Source organism: Rheinheimera sp. SA_1, assembly GCF_001669775.1.
Lineage (GTDB): Bacteria > Pseudomonadota > Gammaproteobacteria > Enterobacterales > Alteromonadaceae > Pararheinheimera.
This window is the reverse complement of the sequence record NZ_LXWK01000018.1, coordinates 184,662-200,337: the sequence shown is the minus strand read 5'-3', so window position 1 is coordinate 200,337 and position 15,676 is coordinate 184,662. Positions and strand designations below refer to the sequence as shown.

At 50.0% G+C, this 15,676-nt stretch carries 14 protein-coding genes; 5 read left to right on the top strand and 9 right to left on the bottom strand.

The window, feature by feature from the left end; all coding sequences use genetic code 11:
* Positions 1-11: 11 nt before the first annotated feature.
* Positions 12-1,484, bottom strand: a complete 1,473-nt coding sequence (locus A5320_RS18595) for a hypothetical protein (protein WP_068069105.1) — start codon at positions 1,482-1,484, stop codon at positions 12-14.
* 241 nt (positions 1,485-1,725) lie between these two features.
* Between A5320_RS18595 and A5320_RS18590 the strand changes: the two genes are divergently transcribed.
* Positions 1,726-2,403 carry a DUF3334 family protein gene (locus A5320_RS18590; protein ID WP_068068632.1) on the top strand — a complete coding sequence of 226 codons (678 nt, stop codon included), beginning with the start codon at positions 1,726-1,728 and terminating at the stop codon, positions 2,401-2,403.
* Positions 2,404-2,409: 6 nt separating this feature from the next.
* Here A5320_RS18590 and A5320_RS18585 read toward each other — a convergent pair whose 3' ends face one another.
* From A5320_RS18585 to A5320_RS18570, 4 genes are read right to left on the bottom strand one after another with little or no spacing between them, the layout of a single operon-like run.
* Complete coding sequence (locus A5320_RS18585) at positions 2,410-3,675, bottom strand: ATP-binding protein (protein ID WP_068068628.1); 1,266 nt, start codon at positions 3,673-3,675, stop codon at positions 2,410-2,412.
* Position 3,676: 1 nt separating this feature from the next.
* A complete protein-coding gene (locus tag A5320_RS18580; protein ID WP_068068625.1) occupies positions 3,677-4,369 on the bottom strand; it encodes a response regulator in 693 nt (230 codons plus the stop codon).
* The gene (locus A5320_RS18575) at positions 4,369-4,743 is read right to left on the bottom strand and encodes a DUF3019 domain-containing protein (protein ID WP_197490183.1); all 375 of its coding nucleotides are present in this window, start codon (positions 4,741-4,743) and stop codon (positions 4,369-4,371) included. The genes A5320_RS18580 and A5320_RS18575 overlap by 1 nt, the downstream gene beginning before the upstream one ends.
* Positions 4,744-4,760: 17 nt before the next feature.
* On the bottom strand, positions 4,761-5,630 hold the full coding sequence (locus A5320_RS18570) for a MipA/OmpV family protein (RefSeq protein WP_068068619.1): 870 nt from the start codon (positions 5,628-5,630) through the stop codon (positions 4,761-4,763).
* 267 nt (positions 5,631-5,897) lie between these two features.
* Here A5320_RS18570 and A5320_RS22030 point away from each other — a divergent pair, with 267 nt between their 5' ends.
* From A5320_RS22030 to rlmF, 3 genes are all read left to right on the top strand, one after another.
* Positions 5,898-6,107, top strand: a complete 210-nt coding sequence (locus tag A5320_RS22030) for a hypothetical protein (protein WP_157606059.1) — start codon at positions 5,898-5,900, stop codon at positions 6,105-6,107.
* 184 nt (positions 6,108-6,291) lie between these two features.
* Positions 6,292-7,335: a LacI family DNA-binding transcriptional regulator gene (locus A5320_RS18560; RefSeq protein WP_068068613.1), complete on the top strand. Its 1,044-nt coding sequence runs from the start codon at positions 6,292-6,294 to the stop codon at positions 7,333-7,335.
* A 15-nt stretch (positions 7,336-7,350) separates the two neighbouring features.
* A complete protein-coding gene (gene rlmF / locus A5320_RS18555; RefSeq protein ID WP_068068610.1) occupies positions 7,351-8,349 on the top strand; it encodes a 23S rRNA (adenine(1618)-N(6))-methyltransferase RlmF in 999 nt (332 codons plus the stop codon).
* 211 nt (positions 8,350-8,560) lie between these two features.
* Here the strand turns inward: rlmF and A5320_RS18550 are convergent, their stop codons facing one another.
* Together A5320_RS18550 and A5320_RS18545 are read right to left on the bottom strand one after the other, a co-directional pair.
* Positions 8,561-11,032 carry a glucan 1,4-alpha-glucosidase gene (locus tag A5320_RS18550; protein ID WP_068068607.1) on the bottom strand — a complete coding sequence of 824 codons (2,472 nt, stop codon included), beginning with the start codon at positions 11,030-11,032 and terminating at the stop codon, positions 8,561-8,563.
* A gap of 19 nt (positions 11,033-11,051) precedes the next feature.
* Entirely contained in the window at positions 11,052-12,557 is a 1,506-nt protein-coding gene (locus A5320_RS18545; protein ID WP_068068604.1) for an MFS transporter, read from the bottom strand.
* 397 nt (positions 12,558-12,954) lie between these two features.
* Between A5320_RS18545 and A5320_RS18540 the strand changes: the two genes are divergently transcribed.
* Positions 12,955-13,368, top strand: coding sequence for a hypothetical protein (locus tag A5320_RS18540; protein WP_157606056.1), 414 nt, complete (start codon positions 12,955-12,957; stop codon positions 13,366-13,368).
* Positions 13,369-13,392: 24 nt separating this feature from the next.
* Here the strand turns inward: A5320_RS18540 and A5320_RS18535 are convergent, their stop codons facing one another.
* On the bottom strand, positions 13,393-14,265 hold the full coding sequence (locus tag A5320_RS18535; protein WP_068068599.1) for an HDOD domain-containing protein: 873 nt from the start codon (positions 14,263-14,265) through the stop codon (positions 13,393-13,395).
* Between the two features lie 355 nt (positions 14,266-14,620).
* A complete protein-coding gene (locus tag A5320_RS18530; RefSeq protein ID WP_068068597.1) occupies positions 14,621-15,613 on the bottom strand; it encodes a hypothetical protein in 993 nt (330 codons plus the stop codon).
* Positions 15,614-15,676: the final 63 nt, after the last annotated feature.

Genomic DNA, 15,676 nt, shown 5'->3' with positions numbered 1-15,676 from the left:
TGCTGAGTAGCCTAGTTGCTTAGTAATTCAGTGCGGTTCCACAAATTCTGATGTTTTGGATCGGCGAAAAACTCGTCCGGATGCCAATAACGCGGCAACATATGGCGCAGCTGGCCGGGTTCAAAACCGGAGGATAACTTACTCAAAATATCGCTCAGCCTGGCCTGTGGGATGATCGCCAGTTGTTGTCGTGCTGGTTTGAAATAAAGATTGTGCGCCACGCTGACAGTGCAATTTTGACCGATATGCCGGAACTGCAGATTACGGGTAACAATACGGCACAATGGAACTTCGGCCTGCAGCGGGTACAGCGAATTGACGATGGCAAATTCATAACGTTCTACCGCTTGGCCGGGCTGCGGTTTGGGCAAAAATACAATGCCATAACCTTGCGGGAAAATGCCGGTAATCGTCAGCAAAGCATCAGCCATTCTTGGATCGTAGCGACCCTGACTGGCTCCATTTTTGACAATCAAAGCAACTTTTGGCAATGCCTGATAATCAAAACGATTACGCCCAGGCAATACTGCCGAAGCGTAGACCTGTGGAATTTTCACCAGATTGCCAATACCAACGCCGGGTGTATTGGCGTTACGCAATAAAGTGGCGGCAAATGCCAGTTTGTCCTGCTCGTTTTTATCAAATTCGTCACGCTCTGCCCGTGAATTGCCGCGATATTTCGGTGCTGCGACACCATGCAGCAAAAAACGTAAACTGGCTTGTAAACTCACTTCCAGAAATTGTTGCCGCTCTTCGACGTCAAGCTCGCGGCTGCGCGGTAATTCGCCATGCGGACCGCATAAAATGGCTATCGCATCCGGATGATAATGCCCAACGTCCTGCAGCAGCAGCGCCATTAGCATTGGGATTTGTACGTCATCGCGAAATGGACATGGCTGATCCGGCTCACCACCGGACAGCCGCAGTTCGGCTTTTTGCAGAATATAACTGTTGGTGATCAAACCCCGTTCCAACAGGTGATCAAGTAATCGCAAGCTCAGGGCGGCTTTATATAAAGGTTTGTATTTTTGCTGCACCGAGGTAATTTGCTCACCTTCACTGGGTGCTAATAATTGCAAAGAGCCCAGCAGTTTTGACGAGCGTAAAATAGTTTCGCTGCGGCTGTTGCCTTCACTTAATTGCAGAAATTGCTGACACAACATCACCAGCTGGCTTTGCCGGTACAGCCGTTTTTGCTGGTACTGCTGCTCGGCATCAACAAATGCCTGGCGGTGTTGCTGCACCTGCGCAATCAGCCTGGCTTCGGTTTTGGCGGTGGCGCTTTTCAGTTGGTGCTGGCTGTGCTGCCAGCTTTGTTCCAGTTGCTGCAGTTCTTGCCGTGCGCTGGCGTCCCGTTCAAAAAACTGACTGGCCTGGCCGTACATCGAATGTTGGAATTTGCTGACCGATAATAAGCTACTGATCAGCCGTTTTAACTGTCGGATATACGACTTATCTGCATTTGGTTCAGCGGCGAACTGCATCAGTGCATTTTCCCTGCAAATCATTTGGTTGGTTGCATTCATTACCTTAACGCATGCCGATCTTTTCGAAAAGAGCTGTTTGCGCAATCAATTGCGGAACAAAGTTGCATGCAGCTGCCGGCTGGCTTAGTATTTGAAGCAACCCGACCCATAATCTCTAGCGGCATCAGTCTGCACGTGATTGTCAATCCACTATATTGCCGGTCATTCTTGTTGTTACCCGGGCCAATCAGGAGCCTACATGAGAAAAAATAAAGTTATTACCACTGAAGAAATTCTGCTGACACTGTGCTCGTCTGTGACTCAGGTTTTATCAGCGGCAGGCAACGCGCAGGTCGCGTATTCACCGATGGTACAAAAAATTCAGAAAACTTGTCTGCGCCCGGATTTGGGTTGTTTTGTATTGTTCGACGGTGGTTTTTCTGGCTTGGTGATTATTAACTTCACCTCGGAAGCTGCGTTGGAAATTTACCGTAAATATATGATGAGTATGGGAATGCCGGAATCAGAACTGGCGCAGTTCCATACCTCGGATGAAGTAGGTAATGTGATGGGCGAACTGATGAACCAGATCGTCGGTGATTTCACCAACCGCGTCCGGGTTGATTTGCAAACCTCGATCAACCAAAGCCAGCCAAAAATGATGGCCATCAACAAACAAGTACAGATTTTAATTAATACCCAGCTTGATCAGCCACAAGCGCGCCGGGTAACGTTCAGCACGCCACTGCACAATATTTTTTATATGGAACTGGCGATGGATAAAACCGAATTTATCCAGCTACACGATTTTGAAAAAGCGGCGCACGAAAATGTCGATGACATTCTGGCCAATGCTCACCAAAATCAACAAGCAGAAGCTGCTGCCGAAGCGGTGGACATGGTTGATGACGACTTCCTGTCGAACTTAGGCCTTTGATACACCTTAATTAGCTGTTTGCATCAGGTTCAGACTGTGGGGTTTTTTCGGTAACTGCAGTTTGAACTCGGCGCCACCCAATACCGAATCGCCAATACTCAGCTGCCCCTGATGCCAGCTAACGATGCGGCTGACAATCGCCAGACCCAGTCCAAAACCACCATGACCTTTGCTGCGGCTTTGATCCAATCGGACAAACGGCTGCAAAATGCTGTCGCGTTGCGCTTTGGGAATACCAATGCCATCGTCTTCTACCACAAACTGTACCCGATCATGGTCTTGTTGCACGCTGAGCAACACTTGTTGCCGGCCATACCTTTTGGCGTTCACCAGCAGATTTTGCAAAGCCCGCTCCAGATAATGACCATCACACAGCAGCTGAATATGCGGCGGCCGTTGCAGCAGAATGGGCGCGCCGGGCAAAGGAGCCAGCTTCTCCACCAGATTATCCAGCAGTTCGCCGACATCAACCTGATGCAACTGCAGCGTCACTACTTGCGCTTCCAGTCTGGCGTAGTCGAGCATTTCGTCGACCAGTTGATCAAGTTCCCGCACATCCTGCAGCATCGCTTGTTTATCCGTTTCAGCAATCGGCTGCATCTCCAGCGCAAAATTAAGCCGGGCCAGCGGAGTGCGAAGCTCATGGGACACGGCATGGGTCATTTCGCGTTGCAGGCTCACCAGACGCTGAATTTGTTCGGCCATTTGTTGCACACTTTGCGCAATCGGCGCCAATAGCGAATGTGCCGGTAGTTGATGTTCCGGTACTTGCATCCCTTGGCCAAAACGCCGGAGCTGCGCTTGCAGCTGCTGAATATCGCGCGCCAGCGGCCATAACCACAACGCCACGGCAACAGCAAGCAACGCAAAAAACAACAGTGTGAACAAATAACCCGAATGGTTGTTGGCTTCAATCTGCACCGGTCCAAATTGTAGCAATTGACCGGTGTCTGGTTGCAACTGATAGAAATACACCATGTTGTCGCTGAACAAAGGCACTAACTGACCACGGTCCAGCGCTGCCTGTTCCGACTCTGACCAGCCAATGGCATCCGGTGGCAGGCTTTGCAACGGCAGATTGAGCTGGCCAGCGACTTGTTGAGGCAGGGTTTCTGGCTGACTCAGCTGATAAGCCAGGCTTTGGCCGAGTAGACTCACCCAGCCGGGCAGTTCAGTGGTCTGGCTTTGCTGCCACAGCCGGTCGACACTCCAGCCGATGCCCACCAGCACCAGCAGCATAAACAGGTAAAAATGCAGGAACAAACGACGCATATCAGTTCCAGGCGTCGGCGACGAACAGGTAGCCTTTACCCCAGACAGTTTTGATCCGAAATGGGGTGTCGGCGTTATCACCCAGTTTGCGGCGTAAATGCGACACCCGCACATCGACAGTGCGGTCTAAACCATCGTATTCACGGCCAATAATTTGCTTGTGGATCGCTTCACGGCGTACTGTCTGGCCGGCATGTTTGGCCAACATCCACAACAAATCAAATTCGTAGCTGGTAAGTTCAACAAGAGCGCCATCAAAATAAGCTTCGCGGGCGGCCTGACTTAGCTGCAATTTACCAAATTCCAGGCTGTTGGCATCGGCCGTGCTTGCTGGTTGGCTCCGCCGTAATAGTGCATGGATCCTGGCCAATAAAACGCGGGGCTCAACCGGTTTAATCACATAATCGTCGGCGCCCAATTCAAGGCCAAGCACCTGATCAATATCACTTTGTTTGGCAGTCAGCATTAAAATAGGTAATTTGTACCAAGGGCGGATAGCGCGGCAGACCGCAAATCCATCGAGACCAGGTAACATCAGATCCAGTACGACTAAATCCGGCTGAAACTCACGACAGGTGGCTTCCACGGCCAGACCGTGATTCACCAGCCGCACATCGAAACCATGTTGTTGTAAAAACGTCTGCACCAAACTGGCCAGCCGCTCATCGTCTTCGACCAATAAAATTTTGCTCATTAAAATACACTCCACGGCGCGACTAACCGTCGACGGCGTTCCGGCTGACGGCTTAATACGGTTAACTGTTGTTGTAGCAAAACCTGTTGCTGTTGATCCCGAAGCTCGAGTCTGGCAGGTCCGGTTAATTGTAGCTGCTGTTGCCACTGACCATGATTGACTGTACGCCAGCAATCCAGTTGTTGTTCATCCAGAAAAACACAAACCGATTGTGGCAAGGCACTTTGCCATTGCATGGACACAGCGAGTTGACAGGGCCGTTGTTGTTGATCAACCAGGCACACTGTCGGCGCGACTTGCCAGCAGACTGTTTTGTCGCAAGGGGTCGCTGCGTTTACGGCGCCAGCCAGTAAACCCAGTATTGAAATCACCACCAATTTACATCCATGCATTAGAAAAATCGGTAACTCACTCCTAAAAACCAGGAGCGAACTGAGTTTTCCGCCACCAACGGGCTGACGGTTATCGCATCGTCGAGCCAGCGATAGCGGTAAAAAGCCAACATCGACCAATCGCGGGTTAGTGGATAATTCCAGCTGAGTTTAAGTTCTGGTTGCCAGCTGTGTCCAAGCCGGTCCAGTTCGGCGTCAGTGCTTTGATCTAACGCGTAATAAGTATTGATCAATTGGCTGCTTTTCCAGGTGAGGGCAGAGCTGAGCTGCCAATGTCCATATTGATTTTGCCAGCCGTGACTGGCAGCGATACTGGCATGTTGTCCATGATACTGGCCCGACACATCGTGTAGCCAGTTCAATTTCCATTGGATAAAGGGTGTGAACCAATCCAGTTGCCAGCCAGCGTCAAATGCTGTTGGCCGTTTGGCCTGCTCGGCCACCGAAAGTTCGATTTCTTGTTGGTACTTTTGAGCCGGGCCCATCAATGACGAGCTACCAGACACCTGACCGGTGAATACATTACTTAGATGATGACGGCGGAAATAACCTTTTTCTTCATTCAGGCGGGAGATCAGGCTCAATTGCAGCTCGTCGGTTAAGGCCCAGCTATAACCAAGGGTGCCGTTATCGAAAAACCAATGTTTGCCGTAATAGTTTAAATCCGGCATCAGATAAAGCGGAAAATTGCGGCCACCCAATAATGGATTTGAGCGATGACCTGCACCGATGGCCAGCGAAAACTGCCATCGACCGGTTTCAGCGCAATCAAAAGATGGACTGGCCGTGGATGGACTGGTGCTGGCTGCGCATTGATCAGCCATAGCCCACATCGGCAACAGGGTCAGTAATATGAATATCAGGCGCATCACAACAACTCTTCGCAACTTACACCTTGCCACTTTAGCATTCCCTGCAGTTGAGCTTAAGGCTAAATAACAATGTTTCACAAAAAGCAGCCTGATTGGTCACAGAGCGGGTCACGAAGTTTTTTTACACTGCGTTCAGCCGTAATTAAGGTCGAAAATGATATTGCTTTGTATTCGCACCCGCTGAAGTTGGAAAAGTGGGGACAGACTTTGCCGGCCTTGAATGATTCAAACGCTCGATTTTTGGAGCAAAAGCAGGAGCGCACAATGCCACAATTTCAACCACGCCCCATGGTGGTGATCCGTAATCAGCTACTGGCTTTTCTGGTACTGCATCTGCTCGGTTCTTGCGTACCGATGAGCAGTACACAGCATTCTTTAGCGGCTGTTGATTCTGGACGGAGTACCGTCACACTCACAGCGCAGGTTCAGACCAGTCAGATAAAACGTTTTAATCTGAATCCGCCTGCCCGCTAATTTAGCGGGAGCTGCGCTTTCACCTTGCCTTTTTAGGCTGGAATATGGCACCTTAGCACTCTAAAAGTATTGGCAACTTTGCCGGTGCAGCCCGAGTTTCGGCTACGTCTGAGGTAAGTGTGGTATCAGCTATAAACTACGTCTGGATCCAACTCTGTAACCTGTGCTTGTCGCAGGGGGTTCGATGAAAGGTAAAGCTACTTCATTTGACATTGCTTACCAGGCCGGTGTGTCGCAATCCACTGTCTCACGCGCCTTGCGTGACAGCCCGGCCGTTAATCAGGAAACCAAAGATCGCATTTTTGCGATTGCCAAACAGCTCAATTACAAAGTCGATAAAAACGCCAGTAATTTGCGTAAACAACGCAGTGGGACTTTGGCCTTATTGTTGTTTGAAGATCCGACCGTTGATGAATCACAAATCAATCCTTTTTTTCTGGCGATGCTTGGCAGTATCACCCGCGCTTGTACCAAAAGAGGCCACGATTTATTGATTTCGTTTCAGCAGCTGAGCAACGACTGGCACGCCGATTACGAAGACAGTAAAAAAGCCGATGGTATTATTTTGTTGGGCTATGGCGATTACGTTGATTACGAAGAAAAACTCAATCAGTTACTGGCGCAGGAAACTCATTTTGTTTGTTGGGGCGCGCGGGTCGAAGGTCATCCGGAATTCACCATTCGCAGTAATAACCAGCAAGGTGGCCGTCTGGCAGGTGAACATCTGCTGAGCCTTGGCCGCAGCCGTTTTGCTTTTATTGGCAATGCTTCCGAGCATAGCCCTGAATTTTTTGAACGTTATCAGGGGTTTGTGCAAGCATTGTCGATCAAAGGCATCAAGCCGGCGCAAGTGCCGCAGCTCGAGGCCATTTCTACTGAACAAGCCGGTTTTGATGCAACTTTGCAGTTGCTGGCTAGCGGTTATAAGCCAGATGCTATATTTGCCGCCAGTGATTTAATCGCCATTGGTGTGATGCGCGCACTGCAACAGCAAGGTTTTCATGTGCCTTCTGATGTGGCTGTTGTTGGTTTTGATGATATTCCGGTCGCTTCATTTTCGTCGCCTGCACTCACCACTATTCAGCAAAATACCACCCTTGCCGGTGAAATGCTGGTGGTGAATTTATTACGGCTGATTAATCGGGAAGGTATTGCTCAAACTGAAATTGAACCGAAAATCATCGTGCGCCGTTCCTGTGGTGCCGTGTTGCCAACCCCTTCGTTCTAACCAGGCCGATCATTGATGAAGACATCCAAAGGACGCAGCCAGCGCGCTGCGTCGAGTGCGAAAGCGACGGCTGATCAAGCCACTTCCAGCAAAAACAGCTTACATCCGGCCAATCCGCATCAGGCAGGTTATGATATGGCCGCGCTGGCATTAAGTTATCCAGCATTGGCTGCGCTGTTAGTCACTACGCCACGCGGCGACCAAAGTATTGATTTTGCTGATCCTATCGCAGTGAAAACACTGAATCAGGCGCTACTGGCGCATCACTATCAGTTGCCGTTGTGGGATTTGCCGGAAGGTTATTTGTGCCCACCGGTACCGGGACGACTGGATTATCTGTTGTATCTGGCTGATTTACTTAAAAGCAGTCATCAGGGCAAAACGCCTAAAAAAAGCCAGCTGAAGTTATTGGATGTGGGGTGTGGCGCCAATTTAATTTATTCGCTTTTGGCAGCGCGGCATTTTGGCTGGCAGGTGCTGGCTTCGGATATTGACCAGGGCGCGCTGCAGCACGGTGCAGAAATACTGGCGCAGCATCTGCTTACTGATCGAATTGAACTGCGTCAGCAGGCCAGCAGCCAGCATATTTTCGATCATCTGCTGCAGGCTGGCGAATACATCGATGTCACCTTGTGTAATCCGCCATTTCACAGCTCTGCTGAAGAAGCTGCTGCCGGTAGTGCGCGTAAAAGAGATAATCTTGGCCTTGCCAGCGAGGCGGCAGAGCTTAATTTTGCCGGTCTTTCACATGAGCTGTGGTGCGACGGCGGCGAGCTGAAGTTTATCCAGCGGATGATGCAACAAAGTGTTGCTGTGGGTCATCAGGTGTATTGGTTTAGTAGCCTGGTATCGAAAAAAGAACATATTGCACCATTGCAGGCGATGCTTAAAAAACTTGGTGTAACCGGGCAGCAAGTGGTGGAAATGGCGCAAGGTAATAAACAAAGCCGGTTTATCGCCTGGACATTCTTAACCCCGGCGCAGCAGCAGTTATGGCGTCAGCATCGCTGGTGATAGTGTGTATGCGCAAGCAGTAAAAAGTAGGGCGGACTCGCCGGAGGTAGTCCGCCATTGAGCTGCTAAATTACGTGTCACCATACGGCGTACTACCGCTGGCGCGGTGAGTACGCCCTACGCAAATATCTGATTTTAAGCAATAAAAAAACTCCCGATGGTTGCATCGCGTCAACACACCGGGAGCGGGAGAGCTGGTTAATACCTTGTACTAGTGCTGTACTGGCTTGGTGCTATACCTTAATTCTACCGGGCTGTAACGATCCCAAACTTTTTGATCCGACACCGAACGCAGCAATTTGATGTATTCGGCGTGGCTCCAGGCCAGCGGCGTTGCGCCATTGGTGCCTTCGCCCTGGGTATATTGATATACGTCATTCTTGCCAACGTTGTCCCACACTTGCTCCGGCAGCATCAAGCCGGCGTTGGCAAATTGCTCCATCGCCTGCACATAATTGCGTTGCAGTGGCTGAATATCTTCCGGGCTTAAGCTGGTTTTGCTGGCTAACAACCGCGCCAACTCATAATGGCCGCGTTCACCGGAGAAAATTGGCCAGACCCGGCCGCGTTGTGTTGGCAGATTGCTGTCATCCGGGCCTTTGGCGTAACCCTGACCGGTCGCGATATCTTCGCCATAGCCATCTAATCCATAACGACGCCAGCCTGGCAGGGTACCGGCAATGCCGTCGAAGCTGAATTCATATTTTACCCGCTGCCCATCTGGCAGCGTTTGATCGTCCAATTCACCTAAGCTTGCTAATACCGCCGGATGATTGGCCGGGCGTACGCCATAACGGACTAACTCCAGAAAACCACCGTCGACTACATCACTTTCGTTGATTTCGCCCTGACCATTACGATTCTCCAGCGCACTTTTATCGTTGGTGTCCTGATTGCTGTTAATGCGCAGATAATACTGACCATCACTCGGCGCTTTGTTCAGATTGCCGCTGGTGGTAAAGGTCAGACTTTCCAGCGCTTGCTGATAAGCATCGGCTTTGGTCAGATAGAGCGTGGCGCTGTTGGTATCACCAGCAAGAGTTGCAATATCGGCCGCGCTAACCAGACCGCTGATAATGGCGGCGATGGTCGATGGCGAATAACCGCCTTGTTCTTCCCAGCGCTCTTGTTGGGTGAAAGGTGGTGTTAAATCGATGTCATTCCAATCGAGTTTAGCTTTACCACCTTTGGCCAGGTAGTCGGCCGCGGGTTTCAGCATCCGGCTATACCAGTTGCTGATTTCAGCATCAGATAAAATGCCGTCTTGCCATAACCGCCAGCCGAGCATAATGGGCATCGCGGTTTGATCAAGCTGAATGCCGACCCATTCTAAAGTGCCATCAACATGAGTTTTCTGCAGGAACCAACCTGGTGCGCCCTGATAACCGGGGGTTTTTTCATTCACCTGCACCTGGTGCAAATACTCAAACGCAACTTTAGGGCTTTGTTTGTCGCCCAAGGCCAGCAGCGCCATTGCCACCTGATAAAAATCGCGTGGCCAGACTGCTTTATAACCAGTCTGACTTTGCTCGGCCGATTTCACATCACCCCAAGGGTTTGATAACGAAGCAATTAAAGCGCCGGCATGGGTTTTATCTTCCTGCGCTTTTAACACCAGAGCACTTGCGAACAGCAGTTTGCCTTGATCCATCGCCATCGCGCTAAGCTTTTCCAGTTCCGGTAAGCTTTGCAGATAATCCTGCCAACCGATGGCGTCACCTTCACCGTTAAACTGTGCCAATACTTTGTCCAGACCTTTGGCGAGCGTGCCTTGGGCGGCGGCGGTGCTTTGTTCTGTAGTGCTGCCAAAACCAAGTAACAGACTAACTTCGCCGCTGGCGCCTTTGGCGACGCTTGGCAATTGAGCTAAAGCGGCAACGTTACCGGCGGTGCTGCCGGTCGATTGATAACCTACGAACGGCTGGCGGTTTTTCAGATCGGTTAAACCGTCGGATACACCAACAAAACCAACCTGGGTGTTAACAAAAGCTGGGCTCGAAAGGAACGACAGACTGCTGTTGGCTTCGGTAGCATGGATAATACCGTCTTTAACGCTGGCGCTGTCATTGCTGCCGGTATTGGCCAGCGCCGGATCCAGATAGACATAAAGCTCTAAGCCATCGACCAAAGGCCGGAACCAGCTTTTAACCACCAATGTCTGACTGTCCGGATCGGTGAAAATATGCTTTTCAATTTCATACTGACCATTTTTGGCCTTGTTCAACACTTTGTACGCCAGCGATAATGGCCGACCGGCAGCGTCTTTATGCAGATAATCGATGCTGGAAACCGTGGCAGTTTTTTCTTCGTCGACAAAATCTGCGCCTTTGACTACAAACTGCAATTCACGTAGTTGCGCCTGATGAATAAGGCCGTGCATTGTTTCTGTCACGATGCCATTGGCCAGCGAAAACCAGACTTTTGATACAGCACCGGTGGACGCTTTATCCTGATACTGACCGTCCAGATACTGCTCGAACGACGTACCAATACCGGTTTTTCCAGCATAAGCCCAGGTCGACACTTGACCCGGCGCGCCTGGTGCTGTCGCCTGATTGTTGGCGGCACTGTCGTCGGTTGCGGGCTGGCAAGCGGCCAGTAACAACGCCGAAGTCAGCAGGCTCGTCCGAAAAAACGGCAGGCCAGCCCGAAGTGAAGATGTTGAACTTAAAGCAAATTTCATCAGTTATTCCTGTTAAACATCAGTGGCTGACGTTGCGATTTTTAATCGTCAGCACGTAAACGGCCGCGATCACCCAGCTGACTGCGCCTGTAGCCAACGCATAAATCGCTTCGCCGTTAAAGAACAGGTTCAGCATGGTGCCGAGGATCGAAGCGGCTAATAGCTGCGGCAATACGATAAAGAAATTGAACATGCCCATATAAACACCCATTTTCTGGCTGGGTAATGAATCGGCCAGCAAGGCGTATGGCAGCGACAAAATAGAGGCCCAGGCGATGCCAATACCAATCATCGGGATCCATAACAAGGCCGGATCTTTGATCCATAAAAACGCCATCAAACCTAAAGCACCGCAGATTAAGTTGATGCTGTGACTGATTTGCAACGAAGTTTTGCGCACCACCCACGGAATAATGATCGCGGCAATAGCAGCAAAACCGTTGTAAATCGCAAACAATAAACCAACCCAATCGGCACCATCGTTATAGGCGCTTGAGGTTGGATCTGAGCTGCCGTAGTGCACCGAAGTGACGGCAGCCGTGGTGTAAATCCACATCGAAAACAGTGCAAACCAGGAGAAAAACTGCACCACGGCGAGGTGACGCATGGTGGTGGGCATGGTGAATAAATCATCGACGATTTGCACCAGCATGCCTTGTTGGCCTGCATCTTTTTTGTCGCCGTTTTTAAGAACGCTCACCAGCCATTGCAATAAACCGAAGGCCAATAAACATCCACCCAGCACATACAACTGTTGATCCAGCGATTTGGCATATACCAGCACAACGCCCGCCAGACCCAGCGCGGTAAAAATTGCCCCCGGCAGCCAATAACGACGGTCGTTGTGGATTTGCGGCGCTGAGGATTCAATTTCATCGCCAAAAGCTTCCAGTTGCTCCGGGCTATATTCAGTCGATTTCATCACCGTCCACAGCACGGCAATAAACAGCACTACACCACCGGCATAAAACGAATATTTAACGGAGTCCGGGATTTCACCAGCTGGAGCGGTGTTGGCCACATCAAACCAGTTAGAAAGAATATACGGAAGGGCAGATGCGACCACAGCCCCAACGCCGATAAAAAAGCTTTGCATCGAAAAACCCAGCGGACGCTGCTGTTTATTCAGATTGTCGCCAACAAAAGCCCGGAACGGCTCCATGGTGATGTTAATCGATGCATCTAAAATCCACAGCATGCCAGCTGCCATCCACAAAGTGGGCGAGTTGGGCATAAAAAATAGCGCGACTGTGGTCAGCACTGCACCATAAAAGAAATAAGGACGACGCCGTCCCAATTTATTCCAGGTGCGGTCGCTGAAATAACCGATGATCGGCTGTACCAGTAAACCGGTCAGCGGACCGGCAATCCATAAAATTGGAATTTCGTCGATACTGGCGCCAAGGGTCTGGAAAATCCGGCTGACGTTGCCATTTTGCAGAGCAAAACCAAACTGAATGCCTAAAAAACCAAAACACATGTTCCAAATTTGCCAAAAGCTAAGATTGGGCTTGGCTTGCTGCATTATTCTTCCCCGTCCTGAATAGAGTCTGCTGCGGTTGGCAGACATTTTTTTGTTCTCAAGGTCAACAGAACCTAGCATAGCAGATGCGATTAATCGCTTGGTGCCTGGTTTTTCGGTATGACCGATGATGATTTTCGCTGTAAATTTTGCTTTAAATTTTATAGTGTGGACAGCGCTGATGGGCCGGCGTAACGGTCTTAAAATGCCGTTTTACTTGTTGTGCCTGCTTTGATAACTTGAATTGCCGGTAACAACAAGATGAATACGTATTCAAATTCGTCTTCCTGCCCTGAACCGGTGCGAAACGCTGCTGGATTGCACTTTTTTGCGGCAGCGCCGGATTGAACTGATGTCGGTTCAAAGCTGCCGATTATTAAATATCAACAAGGATCAAACCATGAAAGGACTTAAGACATTATTTGCGGTGGGCATGTTGTTCATCGTTGCCCTGTTTAGCCTGCCGTTGCAAGCCCACCCGCTGGAAGGCAGCTGGCAGTTATTATCAGGCGAAGTGAATGAACAAGGTCAGCAGATCGATTACGCCAAAACAAAGATGCAAGGTGTGAAAATTATCAGTGGTAACCACTTTAGTTTTATCAGCCACAAAGACGGTAAATTCTACGCCGCAGCTGCCGGGGGCATTAAATTAGAAGGTCAGAATTACAGCGAAACGCCACAATATGCTTCATATGCACCGATGATCGGCGAAACCTACCGTTTTGTGTTCCGGCTCGATGGCGATTTATGGCACAACGAACGTTTTGCTGATGGCAAACTGGTCGAACGCGAAACCTGGCGGCGCATGCCGTAACGATGTGGCCCGGTCGGTAAAATATCAGCGGTGAAAATGGTTTTCTACGCCATTTTGCAGCAGATAATCACCTAAATCCGGCAGCTGCATTTCGTCCAGTTCCAGGATATCCAGCAGTGCTTCACCATACTGCTGCCATTCCAGTTCCAGCGTCACATCAAATAAGGCCGCTTCTTCGCCGGTTAAATGTTCAGCCAGTTTTAAAATGGCAAACAAGCGTTTTTCGTATAAATCAGTAGACAACAATACTTGTTCTGGATTGTGATGGCAGGCAATCACCTGGGCGATTTCCGGTGCCAGGCCCCAGGACTGTGCGATCAGGTAACCCAAAGTGTCGTGACTGGTGTGGAAATAACGTTGTTCGATGCTGACAAACGGCAGTTGTTGGCTTAGACCCACTTTCAATACTTTGGCGTAATCGGGGAACTGGGCATGGATCAAACTCATGCCGGCGTTGTGAAACAAGCCAAGGGTGTAGCAATCGTCGGCGCAGTCACTGCCCAGACGCAGCTGCTGCGCTATCAGCATGGCGGCGCTGCCGACATTCATCGCGCTGTTCCATAGTTTCAGGGTGAAGGGGTCGCTGCGCCCATCACTAAGGGTGAAGCGCAGTACTACGCTGCTGACCAGCTTAATGACCCGGTTTAAACCGAGGAATTTACAGGCATGTTCAATCGAACTGATTTTACGACGTAAGCCGAAATAGGCTGAATTCACCACTTTCAGGGTAAATCCGGCAATCCCTACATCCATATTGATCAAAGCGGCGATGGTGTTGATATCCGGATCTTCCAGTTCAATTTCCTGTTTGATCCGAATCAGCACTTCTGGTTGCGGCGGAATGGTAAAACCAGCCAGTGCGTTTTCGACCATCGACATATCTATAGGTTTGACCATACGGCTTACTCCGGCCTGCGGCTGAAAAGTTGTAGTATACCCAAACAACTTGGAGATGCGAATTTCAGCGGGAGATAAAAAGTCTTGAGGCAAGGCAGCGCTTGGAAGCTTTGGTTGTTCCAAAGCGACAAGGGCTAACGCGGCAACAAGATTTTTTAGCCTCGTCCGGAGGAGGCTGCGGTATCGTGCAGCAATATGTCGCTTACGCAGCCCTGAAAACGCCTCTTCAGGTTGCTTGGGTATAAATCTATGGTGTCAGTTTTGACCAGTGCTGGATGCGGTTGTGAGGAAAACATTCAGGCAATTCGCATTCGAACTGCCTGAACAGAGAGCAGATGGCTTGACGGAGGATTTGTTAGCTTTTGCCAGACTTTAGCTGCTTTTGAAAGGATTTCAGTTCTTTTTGCAGCCGTTCCTGAGTCTGTTCTTGTGCCAGCAACGGCTCGATGGTGGCAGTGGCGGCGGCTTTGTCATTCAGGCGTAACTGAATTTGGGCTAAACGCAGCATCGCCCAAGGGTACATCGGGTTATCGCTGTCCTGATAAAATGCCAGATATTGTTGCAGAGCCTGGGTGCCAGTTGCTGCGTCCTGGCCTTCAACAGCGGCCAACCGGCCCAGCTGATACAAACTGCCATATTTTTCCAGCTCGGTTGGATATAGCGTTAAAGCTTTCTGATACAAAGTAAAAGCTTCGGCGGCTTTTTTCTCCCGGGCCAGAAATGCAGCTTTTGCTTCGAGTAAATCCGTATTTTCCGGATGTGTTGCTAACTGCGTTTCAATCAACGCCAGGGCTTCATTGGCTTTTTCATTTTTTTGCAGAATGTCGGCCTGGGCCAACGTGCCCTGGATCAGATCCTGCTTCAACAGCGCATCAGCCAATTTTTGGGCTTCGTCTTCATCGCCACCGGCAATGCCCGGAGCTTGTAGGTAAAACCCAATCAGCGCTCGTTGATAGGTCATATTGGCAGGCTCAAGTTTCACCGCTTGTTGCAGGTAAGCCAGGCCCTTTTTGGCACGACCTGGTGCTGAAAACATACTGCCGGATTGCGCCAGATTAAACTGATTGGCACTTGCCAGATAAATCAGTTCGGCGTGGTTTGGGAAGTCTTTCAGCAAAGTCGGCATTAATGCTTCCAATGCTTCGTCATCTTTTAACGACAGCATCGCTTTGGCCTGCAACACCCGCAACTCAGCCTGCGCCGGGGTTTCTGGCAGCTTTTCAACTGCTTGGTGGAGTTTTCGGAATTGTTGACGATCAAGGTGCTGCTGCAGTTGGGTTAAATCGTAGGCCTGACTAAACAACGAGCAAGTGAGCAAAGAAAGACTAAACAGAATTTTCGTTTTCATTAATTTTGCTTCCGGTAGTGTTTTTTAACATTAGAAGCTTTTTTGTGCAGTGGCGCAACTCAA

Bases quoted from the DNA above. Each gene is read 5' to 3' on its own strand.
- A5320_RS18595 (WP_068069105.1), bottom strand. From the start codon at position 1,484: ATGCAGTTCGCCGCTGAACCAAATGCAGATAAGTCGTATATCCGACAG.
- A5320_RS18590 (WP_068068632.1), top strand. From the start codon at position 1,726: ATGAGAAAAAATAAAGTTATTACCACTGAAGAAATTCTGCTGACACTG.
- A5320_RS18585 (WP_068068628.1), bottom strand. From the start codon at position 3,675: ATGCGTCGTTTGTTCCTGCATTTTTACCTGTTTATGCTGCTGGTGCTG.
- A5320_RS18580 (WP_068068625.1), bottom strand. From the start codon at position 4,369: ATGAGCAAAATTTTATTGGTCGAAGACGATGAGCGGCTGGCCAGTTTG.
- A5320_RS18570 (WP_068068619.1), bottom strand. From the start codon at position 5,630: ATGCGCCTGATATTCATATTACTGACCCTGTTGCCGATGTGGGCTATG.
- A5320_RS22030 (WP_157606059.1), top strand. From the start codon at position 5,898: ATGCCACAATTTCAACCACGCCCCATGGTGGTGATCCGTAATCAGCTA.
- A5320_RS18560 (WP_068068613.1), top strand. From the start codon at position 6,292: ATGAAAGGTAAAGCTACTTCATTTGACATTGCTTACCAGGCCGGTGTG.
- rlmF (WP_068068610.1), top strand. From the start codon at position 7,351: ATGAAGACATCCAAAGGACGCAGCCAGCGCGCTGCGTCGAGTGCGAAA.
- A5320_RS18550 (WP_068068607.1), bottom strand. From the start codon at position 11,032: ATGAAATTTGCTTTAAGTTCAACATCTTCACTTCGGGCTGGCCTGCCG.
- A5320_RS18545 (WP_068068604.1), bottom strand. From the start codon at position 12,557: ATGCAGCAAGCCAAGCCCAATCTTAGCTTTTGGCAAATTTGGAACATG.
- A5320_RS18540 (WP_157606056.1), top strand. From the start codon at position 12,955: ATGAAAGGACTTAAGACATTATTTGCGGTGGGCATGTTGTTCATCGTT.
- A5320_RS18535 (WP_068068599.1), bottom strand. From the start codon at position 14,265: ATGGTCAAACCTATAGATATGTCGATGGTCGAAAACGCACTGGCTGGT.
- A5320_RS18530 (WP_068068597.1), bottom strand. From the start codon at position 15,613: ATGAAAACGAAAATTCTGTTTAGTCTTTCTTTGCTCACTTGCTCGTTG.